Genomic DNA, 13,631 nt, shown 5'->3' with positions numbered 1-13,631 from the left:
GCCGAGCCGCGAGGTCACCGACTTCGCGAAGTACCGCGCCGCCGGCGTCGCCGAGGAGGGCCCGCGGCTCGGCTTCTGGGTGGAACCGGCTTGACCGGCGTCCGCGAACCCCAGCAGGAACGCAGCCGCACCACGCGGCGGCGGCTGATCGAGGCCGCGCTCGACAGCTTCGGCGAGCGCGGCTGGCACGGCGTCACGGTGGCCGGGATCGCCGAACGCGCCGGCGTCTCGCGCGGCGCGGCGCAGCACCACTTCCCGGCCCGCGAGGACCTCGTGGTGGCGGCGGTGGACCTGCTCGGGCAGTCCCAGATCGAGGAGCTGCGGGCCCAGGCCGCCGACCTCCCGACCGGGGCGTCCCGCATCGAGCGCGTCGTCGAAATGGTGCTGAACCTCTACACCGGGCCGCTGTTCCGCGCCGCCCTGCAGCTCTGGGCGCTCGCGGCGACCGACGAGGCCCTGCGGGACATCCTGGTGCCCTTGGAAGCCCGGGTCGGGCGGGAAGCGCACCGGGTGACGGTCGAGCTGCTCGGCGTCGACGAGTCCCGGCCGGGGGTGCGGGAGCTGGTCCAGGCCACTCTGGACCTCGGCCGCGGGCTGGGCCTGGCGAACCTGCTCACCGACGATGCCCGCCGTCGCCGTCAGATCGTCCGCGAGTGGGCGCACACCCTCGAGGTGCGGCTCGCCGGAACGCCGGACTGAGCTCGCCTGGCCTACGGTGTGGACGGTTCCCGCACCGTGACCAGAATATGGTGGCCCGTGCCGCAACACCCAGCCATCAACGTGCTGACCGCGACCTGCCCGTCCCGCACGTCGCTGGCCCGGATCGCCAACAAGTGGACGGTGATGGACCAGGACGGCGTCGACCTGCTGCGGGTCGAGGGCGACCGGATCGCCGAGGTGTGGCTGTTCTCCTCCGACCCGGCGGAGGAGGACGGTTTCTGGGGCGCGGCCTGACTTCGTCAGGACGTGTTCAGGAGCCCGTGCTCGTAGGCGTAGATCACCAGGTGGACCCGGGTGCGCAGGCCGAGCTTGGCCAGCACCCGCGCCACGTGGGTCTTCACCGTGCCTTCGCCGACGGTGAGCGCGGCGGCGATCTCGGCGTTGCTCATGCCGTGCGCGACGTGCCAGAGCACCTCGCGTTCGCGCGGCGTGAGCAGGTCGAGGCCGGCCGGCGGGCGCCTGGGCGCGAGCTCGGCGAACCGGCGGATGGTGCGGCGGGTGACCTGCGGGTCGATCAGCCCCTGCCCCTTCGCCGCGGCCCGGACGGCGTCGATCAGCAGCGCCGGTTCGCTGTCCTTGAGGACGAACCCGGCCGCGCCGGCCTGGAGCGCGCCGAAGAGGTACTCGTCGACGTCGAACGTGGTCAGGGCGACGACGGCCGGTGCGGGGTTGACCGATTCGGCGATCCGGCGGATCGCGGCGATCCCGTCCAGCCGCGGCATCCGCAGGTCGAGCACCACGACGTCCACCCCGCGCCACCGGGCCTTCTCGACCGCTTCGGCCCCGTCGGCGGCTTCGTCGACCACTTCGATGTCTTCTTCGGCGTCGAGGACCAGGCGCAGGGCCCAGCGGACCGGCTCCTGATCGTCCGCCAGCAGCGTGCGGATCACGGGCCCTCCCACAGCGGCAGCCGGGCTTCGACCCGCCAGCCGGTCGGGTGGTTCGGCTCGATCCGCAGCGTGCCACCGAGCAGCCGCGCCCGTTCCCGCATACCGCGCAGGCCGGCGCCTTCGGCCGCGTCGCCGGGACCGGTGGAACCGTTGTCCGCCACACTGATCACGACGGCGCCGGGCCGGTGGTCGAGACGCAGGTCCACACGGGTCGCGTCGGAATGGCGCAGGCTGTTGGTGAGCGCCTCCTGGGCCAGCCGGTAGCCGGCGTGGTCGACCAGCGGCGGCACGGACCGCGCCGGACCGCACCGGGTGAGGGTGACGGTGCGGCCGCCGCCGGTCGCACGCGCCACCAGGTCGTCCAAATCGGACAGTGCGGTTCCGTGTCCCGGCAAGGTGGTCAGCACGGCGCGCACCTCGGCGAGCGCGGTGGCCGAGGCGGCGGAGATCGTGGCCAGCGCCCGGTCGGCCACCGGCGGGAGCGAGTGGATGACGTGGCGGACGGCGCCGGCCTGCAACCGGATCAGGGTGAGGTGGTGGCCGACGGCGTCGTGCACCTCACGGGCGACGCGGGCGTGCTCCTCGGCGACGACGCGGCGGGTTTCCTCCCGGTAGAGGCGGGCGGCGTGGTCGGCGCGATCGCGGTGCAGGCGCAGGGCGTAGCCGGCCGCGACCGGCGCGACGCCGAGCAGCACCAGGTCCGTGTAGCCGGCGGCCGCACCCGCCGGGCGGACGCCGGCCACGGTGAGGACGAGCAGCCAGCCCACCGAGCAGGCGAGCACGATCGGCCGGGGGCGGTGGTAGGCCGCCGACCCGAACGCGGCCATCGCCACCAGGCGGCCGGGCCAGTTCGGCGCGCCGGCGGTGATCACGACCGCGGCGCAGGCCGCCGCGGCGGCCAGCGGAAAGCGGCGGCGGAGCAGCAGCGGCGCGGCGACAGCGACGGCCGCCGCAGCCATCGCCGGCAGATCGTCCGCGCCCCGCTCGGCCAGCCCCAGCCCCAGCACGAGGAGGGCAGCCGCCCCGGCCACCAGCGCGTCGCCCGCGACGGTGCCGCCGAGCCGGGTCAGCACCCGCCAGCGGTCCGGTCCGGGCGGGTGATCGGTGGTCATGTCCACTTTGTACGCGGTCCGGGGTGGGTTTTGGTGGTGGTGCCGGGGTTGGCCGGTGGCTGCCGATGGTTTGGTCCGGTGGGTGGTCGTGTCCGCATTGTGCGTGGTCGGTGGGTTCGGGGGGAGTCTCCGCGGTGTCGCCGGGACTGATCGGCGCCCGCCACGAGCCCGCTCCGGCCCTGCGTTCGGCGGCCCACGCCCATCAGCCCGAGGTGCCGCAGCGCGCCCCCGGCGCGGGCAGCTCCCCGGTCCACAGGAACCGGTGCACGTGGTCGCGGACGCAGGCGTTGCCCCGCAGGTACAGGGCGTGGTTGCCCGCCGCCGGCAGGTAGGCGCCGTGCAGCTGCGCCGCGACGCGGCGGCCGTGCTCCGCGGGCGTCAGCGGGTCGTCGTCGCCGTTCGCGACCAGTACGCGCGGCATCGGCGGCAGCGCGGCCGGCCGGTTCAGCCCGACCCGGGGCAGACCGGAGCAATGACCGGACACCCGCCACGGCTGCACCGCCCACCCCACCCGGGGCGCGGCCGCGCGCAGCTCGTCCTCCACCCGTTCCAGGGCCGGGAAGCCGTCCGGGTCGGGGAAGTCCGCGCAGAACGCCGTGCGGGCGAGGCGGGCGTCGGGCGGACCGGGCCGGGGCGCCATCGCCGACGTGTCCCCGGCTTCGGCCTGCGCGAGGCCCGCGGTCAGGGCCGGCCAGCTCCGGTCGTCGCCGATCCGCGCCGCGGCCCAGCGGACGATCGTGACCGCGTCCGGCGTGGCGAGCAGCCGGTCCCACACGGCGATGACGTCCCGGCCGTGCAGCGCGCAGCCGGCGTCCGCCGCGCACCACCCGGCCAGCCGGAAGAGGTTGCGTTCGGCGGTCACGGCACCGGCCCGAGCCCACGCCACCGGATCCGGCCGGGTGTGGTCCAGCGTGCTGTCGAGGTACATGCGCCCGACGCGGTGGCCGAACAGCCCGGCGTACGCCTGCCCGTACACCGTCCCGTAGGAGCTGCCGAAGTAGGTGAGCCGCTGCTCGCCCAACGACGCCCGGATCGCGTCCATGTCGTGCGCGACCTGGCTGGCGCCGAGATGACCGCGGTAGCCACCCATGGCCGTGGCGCAGTCCGCCGCGAACTTCGCGTTCGCGGCCGCGTAGGAGTCGTACGCGCTCTTGGCCAGCGGCACGGACAGGGCCGCGGGAACCGGCGCCGGGCACGTGACGTCGAGGCCGCGCGGGTCGAACACCACGACGTCGAACCGCGCGGCGAGGTCGGCGAACTGGTCGCGGTAGCCCGGCACCGCGAAGTTGGGGATCGACCGCGCCGGTCCGCCGGGATTCACCAGGAGCGAGCCGAGCTTGCGGTCCCGGGCCGGGATCTTGAGCAGCGGGACGGTGACCGTGTCGCCGCCGGTGGCGTGGTCCCAGTCGGCGGGGACGCGGATCTCGGCGCACGCCAGCCCGTCGTAGCAGTCCCGCCACGCCAGGCCCTCGCCCGCCGTGGCGGTCCCGGCGCCGGTGACGAGCAGCCCGGCCGCGCCGGCGATCGCCGTCGCGCGCTTGATCAGTGCTTTCATGCCTCGATTCGAGCAGCTCGGCGGGACGGGCGCGTCTGCCTTTCGACAGACTTTTCGCGCCGCGCGTCGCCGCGGCGACGGAACCTCCGACCGGGTACAGACGTCATTGGGCGGTAAGTAACACCATTGGCCCAATGGGCGATGACAGGTAGTAAGCAGTTCGGAGAGAAAGGCAGTCCGGTGTCCGGTTCAGGAGTCGAGCTCACCCACCGCGCGATGGCGATGCTGAGGGCGGTGGCAGCAGGCCGGGCACAGATGTCGCGCAGCTGCGAACCCGACCTCTTCGTCGACGGATTCGCTTGTTGTGATCAGAGCACCTCGCACGCGCTGGCCCACGGCGGTTACCTCCGCCCCGCCGCCGAAGGCGCCACCGGGCGCGTCACGGCCGAGCTGACCGAGGCCGGCCGCGCCGCGCTGGCGATCACCGTCGCCGCCTGAAGACCCTCCCGCCGCCCGTCACGGAGCGTCGCGGTTAGATCGCCCGTTCGGTGTCCCACGCGCGCCCCTGACCTGGCAATCTTGTGCCCATGGCGGAGCACCCCCCACCGGTGGACGACGAGGCGACGGTCTTCCTCCCCAGCGAGCTGCGCGGCCCGCACTGGCCGACCCGTGACCCCGACGTCTCGCGGCGGCCCTACGACGAGTTCGCCACCCAGATCGTCGCCCGGCCGCCCGCTTCGCCGGTCACGGCCGGCCGGGGCGAAGGCGCCGGCTCGTCGCTGGCCCGCTCGAGCGGCCGGATGGCGGTCGCCTCCACCGTCAGCCGGATCACCGGGTTCGTGGCGAAGCTGCTGCTGGCCGCGGTGGTCGGGACCGGGGTCGTCAACGACTCCTTCACCGTCGCGAACACGTTGCCCAACATCGTGTTCGAACTGCTCTTCGGCGGCGTGCTGGCCAGCGTCGTCGTGCCGCTGCTGGTGCGTTCCCAGGACGACCCGGACGGCGGCCGGGCTTACACGCAACGGCTGATCACGATGGCGCTGCTGCTGCTCGTCGTCGGCACGGCCGTCGCGGTGGCGATCGCGCCGCTGTTCACGACGCTCTATGTCGACAAATCGTCTCCGACCGCCAATCCGGCCCTGACCACGGCGCTGGCGTACCTCCTGCTGCCGCAGATCCTGTTCTACGGCCTCTTCGCGCTGCTTTCGGCGATCCTCAACGCCCAGAACGTCTTCGGCCCGCCGGCGTGGGCGCCGGTGCTGAACAACGTCGTCGTCACCGGCACGCTCGTCGTGTTCGCGGTGGTGCCGGGGGAGCTGACGCTCGACCCGGTCCGGATGGGCGACCCGAAGCTGCTCGTGCTCGGCTTCGGCACCACGCTCGGCATCGTCGTGCAGGCACTCGTGCTGGTCCCGGCCTTGCTGCGCACCGGGTTCCGGTTCCGCTGGCGGTGGGGTTTCGACCCGCGGATCAAGGAGTTCGGCACGCTCGCGGCGTGGATCCTCGGCTACGTCGTGGTGAGCCACGTCGGGTTCGTCGTCACGACCCGGGTGCTGACCGGCGGCACCAGTGGCGGCGTCACCGCCTACAGCTACGCGTCCCTGCTCTTCCAGCTGCCGTACGGCATCCTCGGCGTCTCACTGCTGACCGCGCTGATGCCGCGGATGAGCCGCGCCGCCGCGGACGGCGACACGGTGTCGCTGGTCGGCGACCTCTCGCTCGCCTCCCGCATCTCCACGGTGCTCTTCGTGCCGATCTCCGCGGTGCTGGCCGTGGTCGGCACGCCGATCGGCATCGCGATCTTCACCTGGGGCCGCGGCACCCTGGACGACGCCGAGCGGCTCGGCCAGACCCTGGCCGTCTCCGCCGTCGGGCTGCTGCCGTTCGCGCTGGTGATGCTGCAGCTGCGGGTGTTCTACGCGATGAAGGACGCTCGCACGCCCACGCTGATCATGCTCGTGATGACCGCGGTGAAGATCCCGCTGCTGCTGCTCTGCCGCGGGCTGCTCGACGGCGAGCACGTCGTCTACGGCGTGATGCTCGTCAACGGCGCCGGATTCGTGGTCGGCGCCGTGCTCGGCCAGGTCTGGCTGTGGGTCCGGCTCGGTCACCTGCGCAGCAAGCGATCGCTGCGGGTCGGCCTGATCACCCTCTTCGCGAGCGGGCTCGGCGTGGTCGCCGCGGTCCTCGCCGGGTACGCCGTGCCCGCGTCGCTCGGGGCGATTCCGGCCGCGTGGGTGAAACTGCCGGTCCAGGGGTTGCTCGGGATGGTGGTGCCCTTCGGCTTGCTGGCCTTGGTGAAGCTCCCGGAGTTCGTCCCGGTGACCCGGCGGGTGGCCGGGCTGCGGCGGCGGTTCGCGGCTCGTTGACGACTACGGCCGAAAACACGATCCGGTTGTCTCGAAACGGTAACGAGAGCGCTGCGATCAGCGCGTTTACAATTCCTGTAAGGATTCCTAGTATCCACCGGGGATCAGGCGGCCGCGGGCGAGCGCGGCGGCGGGGGAAACAGGTGGAGGTCGTGCATGACGCGCAGTGCGCGCAGGCGGCGGGACCGGGTCACGGTCGACGAACTGCTGCGGCAGACCGGCGTGCAGCCCCGGCAGGTCGGTTCCCGGTCGTCCCCGGCGGCGCGGGCGTCGCGCAGCGCGGCGGCCGGGGTGCCGTCGGATCGCCGCGCTCCCGCGCCCGACGCCGCGGGTCCCGGCGGGCGGCTCGCGCTGGCGTCCGGCGTGGCCGTGGTGCTCGGCGGGCTGGTGCTGGTGCTGACCGCGCAGCCGGACTCCATCCAGCAGACCACGCCGTTCCCGCAGCTGCAGCCGGCCACCGGCGTCCCGTCGCCGACGAGCGCGCTCGCGGTCCCGACCGAGACGAGCACGCCGTCCCCGGTGGTGATGCAAGCGCGCCGGACGCCGACCCCCACGCCGACGGTGACGGTGAAGCTGCCGCCGCCGGTGACCACGACGCCGAAGAGCACGCCTCCACCCCCGCCCACGTGGGGCCCGCCCATGAACCCCTACCAGTGCTACCCGTACTGCGGCGGCTACGGCTACCCCTATGGGCGCTGACGGCGCAGCAGCAGGTAGGTCCCGGCGGCGAGCACGAACCCGGCCGCGAAGGTCAGGTCGCCGGTGCCGGGCACCGCTTTCGGGACCGGCGCGGTGTAGAGCGACTGGTTCGCGAACAGGCCGACGGACACCACCAGTCCGACGAGGAACGCGGTGAACCCGGCGACGTTGCGGTGGCGCCGGTCGGTGAGCAACTCGCCGAACTCGGTGCCGCGGCGGAGGTGGTGGTCGGCCAGCAGCACGCCGAGCCACGGGCCGATCCAGTACGCAATGACCAGGAGGAAGTTCTCGTAGGCGTGCCCGGCGTCGGCGAGCCCCAGCCAGGCCAGCACGAACCCGACCGCGCCGAAGGCGAGCGCGACGACGGCGCGGCGCCAGGCCAGCGGCAACCGGACGCCGAGGGCGAGGAAGGCCAGCGCTCCGGAGTAGACGTTCAGGACGTTCGCGGCGACCGCGCCGAGCGTGATGGCCAGCAGCGTCGCCGCGGCGAGGAAACCGGGCAGCTGCCCGGTGAACGCCGTCGCCGGATTGGCGTCGGCCGGGCCGCCGATGGTCACCGAGGCGGCGCCGGCGAGCATCAGGACGGTGGTGGAGAAGAACAGGCCAGTGCCGGCGTAGAGGCCGATCGCGCGTCGCGACGCGGTCTTCGGCAGGTAGCGCGTGTAGTCGGCGGCGTAGGGGTTCCAGCCCGCGGTGTAGCCGAACGCGGTGCCGACGGCGAGGAGGAACCCGCCACCGGTGCCGGTGTTCGTCGTCGGGCCGGCCTTCGCGAAGACGACGACGCTCGCGGCGGCGAACACGACGGCGAGGACGGCGAAGACGTACTTTTCGTACGCCTGGACGAGGTTGTGCCCGAAGAAGGCGATCACGATCTGCAGCGCGACGACGATCGCGAGGCAGGCCAGGACGGGCAGCCCGGTGAGGCTGGTCAGCGCGAAGGCGCCGCTGACGCTGTTGACGGCGAACCAGCCGATCCCGGCCATCACCGACATCAGCGCGGCCGGCAGCAGGTTCCCCCGGTAGCCGAACGCGGCCCGCCCGAGCACCATCTGCGGCACGCCGTACCGCGGCCCTCGCGCGGACAGGAGACCGTGCGCGAGCGCGCCGAGCCCGTTCCCGATGACGGCGGCGAGCGCGGCCTGGGTGAAGGAGAGCCCGAAGGCGGTGACGGCGAGCACGCCGACGAAGACGGTGGCGAACTCGAGGTTGGGGGAGGCCCAGGTCCAGGCCAGCTGCCGGGGCGTGCCGTGCCGGTCGGCGTCGGCGACGGGTTCGATCCCGCCGGGCTCGACGGCCACCACCTTGTCGCCATAACCGGCGTCTTCGATCCTCGTCATGCGCAGAAGGTAGGCGACGAACGTTGCGCCGGTGTGACAGTTCACGTCGGCGGGGTGGGGCGGCGCAGCCCGGGGTGATCCGCCGGGACCCGAACGCCGACCTGCCGCCGGTACACCAGATCGCACGGCCAGCAGGTCCGGACTCCGACGAGGCCGGCAGACCGGTCGGTGTACTCGACGAAATCGGCGTACCCGCACAGCATGGTGATCGTCTCGCCCGGCCGGGGAACGTGGCTCAGCCGGGCGCGGTGCCGTTCCCCGTGGGCCACGAGGTGGAGGTGGTCAAGGTCGAGCCGGACGGTCAACGCCATCGCGGGAACCCGCCGGGTTCGCACCAAAGAGGTTGATCGAAGCGGCGCCACACCTCCGGGTGCTTGACGCCTGGCACGGTGATCCGGTGATCTTCCGAGGTCATGGTCCGAGGAAACCGCGGATCGCGGGACTCCGGAACCGCGTTCGCCGGGACCTTCGCGGACGTCCCGGCGGCCGGTGCGGCCCGGCCGAAACGTCCGGAACGTCCCCGTGGGAAGGTGCGTCATGGCCAACGACCGGCTCAGGACGGCGATGCTCGCCGCGAACCTGACGGTGGGCAAGCTGGCGGACGTGGTGGGCGTCGATCCGAAGACGGCGGACCGGTGGATCAGCCGCGAGCGGGTGCCACACCGGACCACGCGGCACAAGGTCGTCGCCTTGCTCGGGTGCCGCGAAGCCGATCTCTGGCCGTCGTTGTCCGACGACGCGCGTTCGTCGCCGGGCGAGACGGAGTTGTTCCGGTACTACCCTTCGCGCTCGGCGATCACAGCGGCGAACTGGACGAATCTGCTCTCCGGCCTCCGCGAGGAGATGGACCTGCTGGTCTTTTCCGGCGTGTTCCTGGTCGAGCAGTACGACCTTGTGCCGCTGATCCGGGACAAGGCCGCCGCCGGAGTGCGGTTCCGTCTCCTGGTTGGTGACGAGTCGGCTCCCGCGGTGGTCCGCCGGGCGGCCGAGGAGGGCACGCCGGGCGGGCTCGAAGGCCGGGTTCAGCTGATGCGGCGGTATCTGGCCGAGGTCGCCGGCCTCGACGGGGTCGAGGTGCGTACGCACGGCGAAACGCTTTACAACTCGCTCTACCGGTTCGATGACGATCTGCTCGTCAATGGGCACACCTTCGGCGCGCTGGCCGGGCAGAGCCCCGTGTGGCACCTGAGACGGGTTTCCGGTGGTTCGATGTGGGAGCACTACCGGCGGGCGTTCGACCGGGTGTGGTCGGCCGGTACACCCGAGATCTGACAGGAGTTTCGATGGGTCGAATCGACTACTTCGACGATCCGGCGGCGCCGGCCGCCACCAGCGTCGTCCCCTCGGTGACCGTGGTGATCCGGGACGACGCCGGCCGGGTTCTGCTCATCCACCGGGTGGACAACGATCTGTGGGCGTTGCCAGGGGGCGGCCACGACGCGGGCGAGCGGATCACCGACACCGCGGTCCGCGAGGTGAAGGAGGAGACCGGGCTCGACGTGGAGGTGAGCCGCCTGGTCGGTACCTACACCGATCCGAGACACGTGATGGCCTACGACGACGGTGAGGTGCGCCAGCAGTTCTCGCTGTGCTTCGAGGCGCGGTGGGTCGGCGGAGTGCCGCGTGAGGACGGCACCGAGACCAAGGCCGTCCGGTGGGTCGCGCCGGCGGCGCTGGACACTGTGGACATTCATCCGTCGATGCGGCTCCGGATCGACCACGCGCTGGACCCGGGGCGGACCGCCCCTTATCTGGGCTGAGCCGCGATCCGGGCTTCGGTGCGCCGCACCGCTTCCGCGATGATCGGCGCGGCCTTGGCCCAGGTCCGGTGGACGGGGTGGTCTGCGGGATAGCGCTCGAGGATCTCGGCGATCCGTGCGGGGAACGCGAGGCGCTCGCCACTGGGGCCGGTGGTCAGATCGGCGGTGTCCAAGGCGTCGAGCGTCGGCGACGCGGTGAACGGGAACTGCCCGAGCTGACCGGACAGACCGCGTTCGGCGGCTTCGAACCGGGCGCCGGAGTGGTGGGCCACCAGATTCACCACCGGCGACGGCCAGCCGAGCAGCCGGAGATGCCGGGCGCCGTCGAGCGGGTGGAAGCCGGTGGTGCGGAGGTCGGGGGAGTAGCCGATGTCGTGCAGCCAGGCCGCACAGACGAGCGGGTTTCGCTCCGGCGGCGGCACGGCCGGGAGCAGCTCGGTGGCACGTGCCGCCACGGCCCGCGTGTGGTCCCACCGGTCGCCGAGCGGCCGGATCAGCGCCTCCGCGAGTGCAGCCGCCTCGGCCGGGCCCGGCTGATCGGACATGTGGCCAGGCTACTGGGCCGGACCCGCGAAGGCCCCCTCATCGACCCCGGTGCCGGTGAGAGGGCCTCCGACAGCCCCACTACGGGCCTGGTGTCAGCCGGCGTAGCCGGCGACGATCTTGGTGAACGCGTACTTGTTCTGCGAGATGCCGCTGCATTCGCCGCCGCCGCCGCAGTCGCGGTTGGTGGCCCAGAACGTGAAGCGGGCCAGGTGGTGGCTCGCCGCGTAGCCGCGGATGGAATTGAAGTTCGCCACCGTGACCGTTTCGCCCGCGTTGTCGGTCTTGCCGTTCATCGAAGAAAGGCCGCTGTGCCGGTAGGCGGTGTCGTCGTTCCAGCCGAACGTGGTCTTGAGCTGGTTCTTCAGCCCGTCGACCGCGGACTTCGTGTGCGCGGCCATGTCGCCGCCGCTGGAGAAGTCGAACGGCATGACCGACCAGACGTCGACGCCCGCGCCGATCGCCTTGGCCTGGTTGATCAGGCGCTTGCCCCAGGTGTCCGGGCCGGTCGTGGTGGTGCCGATGGTGATGACCACGCGCAGGTCCGGGTTCTTCTGCTTGGTCAGCTTGACCGCGTTGAGGATGCGGTCCTGGACCGTCGCGTTCTGGAACTCGTCGGTGTTCTCGATGTCGAGGTCGATCGCCTTGAGCGCGTAGGCGTCGATCACCTTCTGGTACGCGCCCGCCAGGGCCGAAGCCGACGTGCATTTCGAGCCCAGCTTCGTGCCGGACCAGCCGCCGAAGGAGGGGATGACGTCCCCGCCGGCGTTGCGGATGTTCTGGATCATCGTCTTGTCCGAGCCGGTCAGCGAACGGCTGCCGTCCCACTTCGGGTTGCAGCCGCCGTCCGACAGGACGAACGCGAGGGTAAACGCTTTCACCCCGGTCGCGGACATCGCGGCGGTGGGGCTGGTCTGCCCGCCCCACTGGTAGAGGTACGGCGACGCGAGCACCGGGTCGACCGCGGCCATGGCCTGCGGGGCGAGACCGACCGCCGTCGCCATGGCGGCTCCGGCCGCGACGGCGAGGGTCACCAGACGGCGCACTGATTTCATGGGGTCCTCCAAACACGCAGAGTGGAGCACCTCCGGTTTGAGGCGGCGGGATCATCCCTGGAGGAGCACGGTGTGCCATCCCACAGTGGACTAGACCAATGTGCGTGTCAACCCTTCTCCTGCCGGAAAGTGACCCACCGTGCGCGAACGGCTGCCCAGCGTCGAGGGTGTGAGATTCCCCTGAAGGCGGAGTGACAGCGCGCCGCCGACCGGCTAGTTTGCCGAAATGGTGGGGGATTCCACGGTCGCAGCCGGCGGGGGACGCCGCCCCGGCCGGTTCCTGCCCGCCGTCGTCTTGCAGCGCTGGGCCCTGCGGCGGTGGGCACTATGGCGGCTGCCGCGCCGCGGCCAGGTCTGCTACCTCGTCCTGATCGACGTCCTCGCCGTGGCCGCCGTCGTCCTCGCCGCCTTCCGGTTCCCGCCGCTCGCCGCGATGCTGCCGCCGTTCGCGCTGCTCCTGGGCGGGATGCTGGTGTCGGCCGAGCTCGCGCGGCCGGTGGAGCGCCACCGCGAGGACACCCTGCTCGGCCCCGGCATCGACACGCCGTGGATCTTCGCCGGGGTGCTCGTGCTCCGACCCGGTCTCGGCGTCGCACTGGTCGTGCTTTCCGCACTGCACCAGTGGTTCCGGGTCCGCAGAAGACCCGCGTACCGGCAGGTGTTCGGCGCCGCGGCGACGGCGCTGGCCGGTCTCATCGCCGGCGCCTTTCTCACCGCGACGGGCGTCCGGCCGCTCGGCGAGGTCCTCGACGCCCGCACCGTCGTCCTGCTGACCGCCGCCGGGCTGGTGTTCCTCGCGGTGAACGCCGCGGTCGTGACCGCCGCCGACGGACCCCGGCGGCCCCGCGAAGCCGCGCCGGGGCACGCCTTCGACGCCGCGATGACCGCGTTCGGCCTGCTGCTCGCCTGGGCCGTCGAAGCCGCGCCGCTGCTCGTGCCGCTGCTGGCCGGCGCCACCGTGGTGCTGCACCGCGGCGGACTGGGCCGCGGCCGCCGCGACCACGTCGCCCTCGATCCCGGCACCGGCGTGCTGACCGGCGCTTCGTGGCGCGGCGGCGCCGAAGCCGAACTGGACCGGCTCGGCAGGCACGGCCCCGGCCCGGCCCTGCTACTGCTCGACCTCGACCACTTCCGCCAGCTCAACGACCGCTACGGCGCCCGCGTCGGCGACGCCGTCCTGCGCGCGGTCGCCGACACCCTGCGCGACGAGGTCCGTGCCGCGGATCTCGTGGGCCGGTCCGGCGGCGAGGAGTTCGCCGTGCTGCTGCCCGGCACCGGCCGGTTCGACGCCATGGCGATCGCCGAGCGGATCCGGCTCCGGATCGCCTCGACACTGGTGGCGTTGAAGGCTTCGGGGGACGGGCCGCAGTTCGTCGGGGTGACGGTGTCGGTCGGCGTGGCGAGCTGCCCGGCCGACGGCCTGCTCGCGGACGCGCTGCTCGCGGCGGAGTCGGCCCTGCTGCGCGCGAAGGCCGCGGGCCGCAACCGGACGGTCTGCGCGGAGCCTGGCGTCAGCTCTGGCGGAAAGCCGTGAATGTCGCATTGAGGGACTTGAAGTCCCTCCTCCCGCATCACCGCCAGCACCCGGTCGCGCTCCGCGGCGGTGACGAGGCCGCGGTTGAACGAGATGAGCGTGGTCAGGGCCATGTCC

At 72.6% G+C, this 13,631-nt stretch carries 15 protein-coding genes; 8 read left to right on the top strand and 7 right to left on the bottom strand.

The window, feature by feature from the left end:
* Positions 1–90 precede the first annotated feature (90 nt).
* Together AB0M82_RS38365 and AB0M82_RS38360 are read left to right on the top strand one after the other, a co-directional pair.
* Entirely contained in the window at positions 91–699 is a 609-nt protein-coding gene (locus AB0M82_RS38365) for a helix-turn-helix domain-containing protein (RefSeq protein ID WP_364733045.1), read from the top strand.
* 57 nt (positions 700–756) lie between these two features.
* Positions 757–954, top strand: coding sequence for a hypothetical protein (locus AB0M82_RS38360; protein ID WP_364733043.1), 198 nt, complete (start codon positions 757–759; stop codon positions 952–954).
* A gap of 5 nt (positions 955–959) precedes the next feature.
* On the opposite strand, the gene AB0M82_RS38355 is transcribed toward AB0M82_RS38360, so the two are convergent.
* The 3 genes from AB0M82_RS38355 to AB0M82_RS38345 all read right to left on the bottom strand — a co-directional run bounded on the left by AB0M82_RS38355 (position 960) and on the right by AB0M82_RS38345 (position 4,277).
* Complete coding sequence (locus tag AB0M82_RS38355; RefSeq protein WP_364733041.1) at positions 960–1,610, bottom strand: response regulator transcription factor; 651 nt, start codon at positions 1,608–1,610, stop codon at positions 960–962.
* The gene (locus AB0M82_RS38350; protein WP_364733038.1) at positions 1,607–2,722 is read right to left on the bottom strand and encodes a sensor histidine kinase; all 1,116 of its coding nucleotides are present in this window, start codon (positions 2,720–2,722) and stop codon (positions 1,607–1,609) included. The genes AB0M82_RS38355 and AB0M82_RS38350 overlap by 4 nt, the downstream gene beginning before the upstream one ends.
* A gap of 202 nt (positions 2,723–2,924) precedes the next feature.
* Entirely contained in the window at positions 2,925–4,277 is a 1,353-nt protein-coding gene (locus AB0M82_RS38345; RefSeq protein WP_364733035.1) for an alpha/beta fold hydrolase, read from the bottom strand.
* Positions 4,278–4,457: 180 nt separating this feature from the next.
* Between AB0M82_RS38345 and AB0M82_RS38340 the strand changes: the two genes are divergently transcribed.
* From AB0M82_RS38340 to AB0M82_RS38330, 3 genes are all read left to right on the top strand, one after another.
* Positions 4,458–4,715, top strand: a complete 258-nt coding sequence (locus AB0M82_RS38340) for a hypothetical protein (RefSeq protein ID WP_364733032.1) — start codon at positions 4,458–4,460, stop codon at positions 4,713–4,715.
* Between the two features lie 89 nt (positions 4,716–4,804).
* Positions 4,805–6,586 carry a murein biosynthesis integral membrane protein MurJ gene (murJ, locus tag AB0M82_RS38335; RefSeq protein WP_364733029.1) on the top strand — a complete coding sequence of 594 codons (1,782 nt, stop codon included), beginning with the start codon at positions 4,805–4,807 and terminating at the stop codon, positions 6,584–6,586.
* A gap of 156 nt (positions 6,587–6,742) precedes the next feature.
* Positions 6,743–7,285 carry a hypothetical protein gene (locus AB0M82_RS38330; protein ID WP_364733026.1) on the top strand — a complete coding sequence of 181 codons (543 nt, stop codon included), beginning with the start codon at positions 6,743–6,745 and terminating at the stop codon, positions 7,283–7,285.
* Here the strand turns inward: AB0M82_RS38330 and AB0M82_RS38325 are convergent.
* Positions 7,273–8,622 (bottom strand): cytosine permease, encoded by a 1,350-nt coding sequence (locus AB0M82_RS38325; RefSeq protein ID WP_364733023.1) that lies wholly within the window; start codon positions 8,620–8,622, stop codon positions 7,273–7,275. The genes AB0M82_RS38330 and AB0M82_RS38325 overlap by 13 nt on opposite strands.
* Positions 8,623–8,663: 41 nt before the next feature.
* Positions 8,664–8,933, bottom strand: coding sequence for a hypothetical protein (locus AB0M82_RS38320; protein ID WP_364733020.1), 270 nt, complete (start codon positions 8,931–8,933; stop codon positions 8,664–8,666).
* Between the two features lie 226 nt (positions 8,934–9,159).
* Here AB0M82_RS38320 and AB0M82_RS38315 point away from each other — a divergent pair, with 226 nt between their 5' ends.
* Positions 9,160–9,894, top strand: a complete 735-nt coding sequence (locus tag AB0M82_RS38315; RefSeq protein WP_364733017.1) for an XRE family transcriptional regulator — start codon at positions 9,160–9,162, stop codon at positions 9,892–9,894.
* 11 nt (positions 9,895–9,905) lie between these two features.
* Complete coding sequence (locus tag AB0M82_RS38310; RefSeq protein WP_364733015.1) at positions 9,906–10,382, top strand: NUDIX domain-containing protein; 477 nt, start codon at positions 9,906–9,908, stop codon at positions 10,380–10,382.
* Here AB0M82_RS38310 and AB0M82_RS38305 read toward each other — a convergent pair.
* Both AB0M82_RS38305 and AB0M82_RS38300 read right to left on the bottom strand, forming a co-directional pair.
* Positions 10,370–10,927 carry an HD domain-containing protein gene (locus AB0M82_RS38305; protein ID WP_364733012.1) on the bottom strand — a complete coding sequence of 186 codons (558 nt, stop codon included), beginning with the start codon at positions 10,925–10,927 and terminating at the stop codon, positions 10,370–10,372. The two genes, AB0M82_RS38310 and AB0M82_RS38305, sit on opposite strands and share 13 nt — an antisense overlap.
* Positions 10,928–11,020: 93 nt before the next feature.
* On the bottom strand, positions 11,021–11,980 hold the full coding sequence (locus AB0M82_RS38300) for a chitinase (protein WP_364733009.1): 960 nt from the start codon (positions 11,978–11,980) through the stop codon (positions 11,021–11,023).
* A gap of 226 nt (positions 11,981–12,206) precedes the next feature.
* Between AB0M82_RS38300 and AB0M82_RS38295 the strand changes: the two genes are divergently transcribed.
* A complete protein-coding gene (locus AB0M82_RS38295) occupies positions 12,207–13,514 on the top strand; it encodes a GGDEF domain-containing protein (RefSeq protein WP_364733007.1) in 1,308 nt (435 codons plus the stop codon).
* The last annotated feature ends 117 nt before the right edge of the window (positions 13,515–13,631 follow it).

Source organism: Amycolatopsis sp. NPDC051128, assembly GCF_040682715.1.
Lineage (GTDB): Bacteria > Actinomycetota > Actinomycetes > Mycobacteriales > Pseudonocardiaceae > Amycolatopsis.
The sequence above is the reverse complement of the archived record's forward strand: the minus strand, read 5'-3'. Positions and strand labels throughout refer to the sequence as shown.

Coding starts and splice junctions, on each gene's coding strand:
- AB0M82_RS38350 (WP_364733038.1), bottom strand. CDS start 2,722: ATGACCACCGATCACCCGCCCGGACCGGACCGCTGGCGGGTGCTGACC.
- AB0M82_RS38345 (WP_364733035.1), bottom strand. CDS start 4,277: ATGAAAGCACTGATCAAGCGCGCGACGGCGATCGCCGGCGCGGCCGGG.
- murJ (WP_364733029.1), top strand. CDS start 4,805: ATGGCGGAGCACCCCCCACCGGTGGACGACGAGGCGACGGTCTTCCTC.
- AB0M82_RS38330 (WP_364733026.1), top strand. CDS start 6,743: ATGACGCGCAGTGCGCGCAGGCGGCGGGACCGGGTCACGGTCGACGAA.
- AB0M82_RS38325 (WP_364733023.1), bottom strand. CDS start 8,622: ATGACGAGGATCGAAGACGCCGGTTATGGCGACAAGGTGGTGGCCGTC.
- AB0M82_RS38320 (WP_364733020.1), bottom strand. CDS start 8,933: ATGGCGTTGACCGTCCGGCTCGACCTTGACCACCTCCACCTCGTGGCC.
- AB0M82_RS38315 (WP_364733017.1), top strand. CDS start 9,160: ATGGCCAACGACCGGCTCAGGACGGCGATGCTCGCCGCGAACCTGACG.
- AB0M82_RS38310 (WP_364733015.1), top strand. CDS start 9,906: ATGGGTCGAATCGACTACTTCGACGATCCGGCGGCGCCGGCCGCCACC.
- AB0M82_RS38305 (WP_364733012.1), bottom strand. CDS start 10,927: ATGTCCGATCAGCCGGGCCCGGCCGAGGCGGCTGCACTCGCGGAGGCG.
- AB0M82_RS38300 (WP_364733009.1), bottom strand. CDS start 11,980: ATGAAATCAGTGCGCCGTCTGGTGACCCTCGCCGTCGCGGCCGGAGCC.
- AB0M82_RS38295 (WP_364733007.1), top strand. CDS start 12,207: ATGGTGGGGGATTCCACGGTCGCAGCCGGCGGGGGACGCCGCCCCGGC.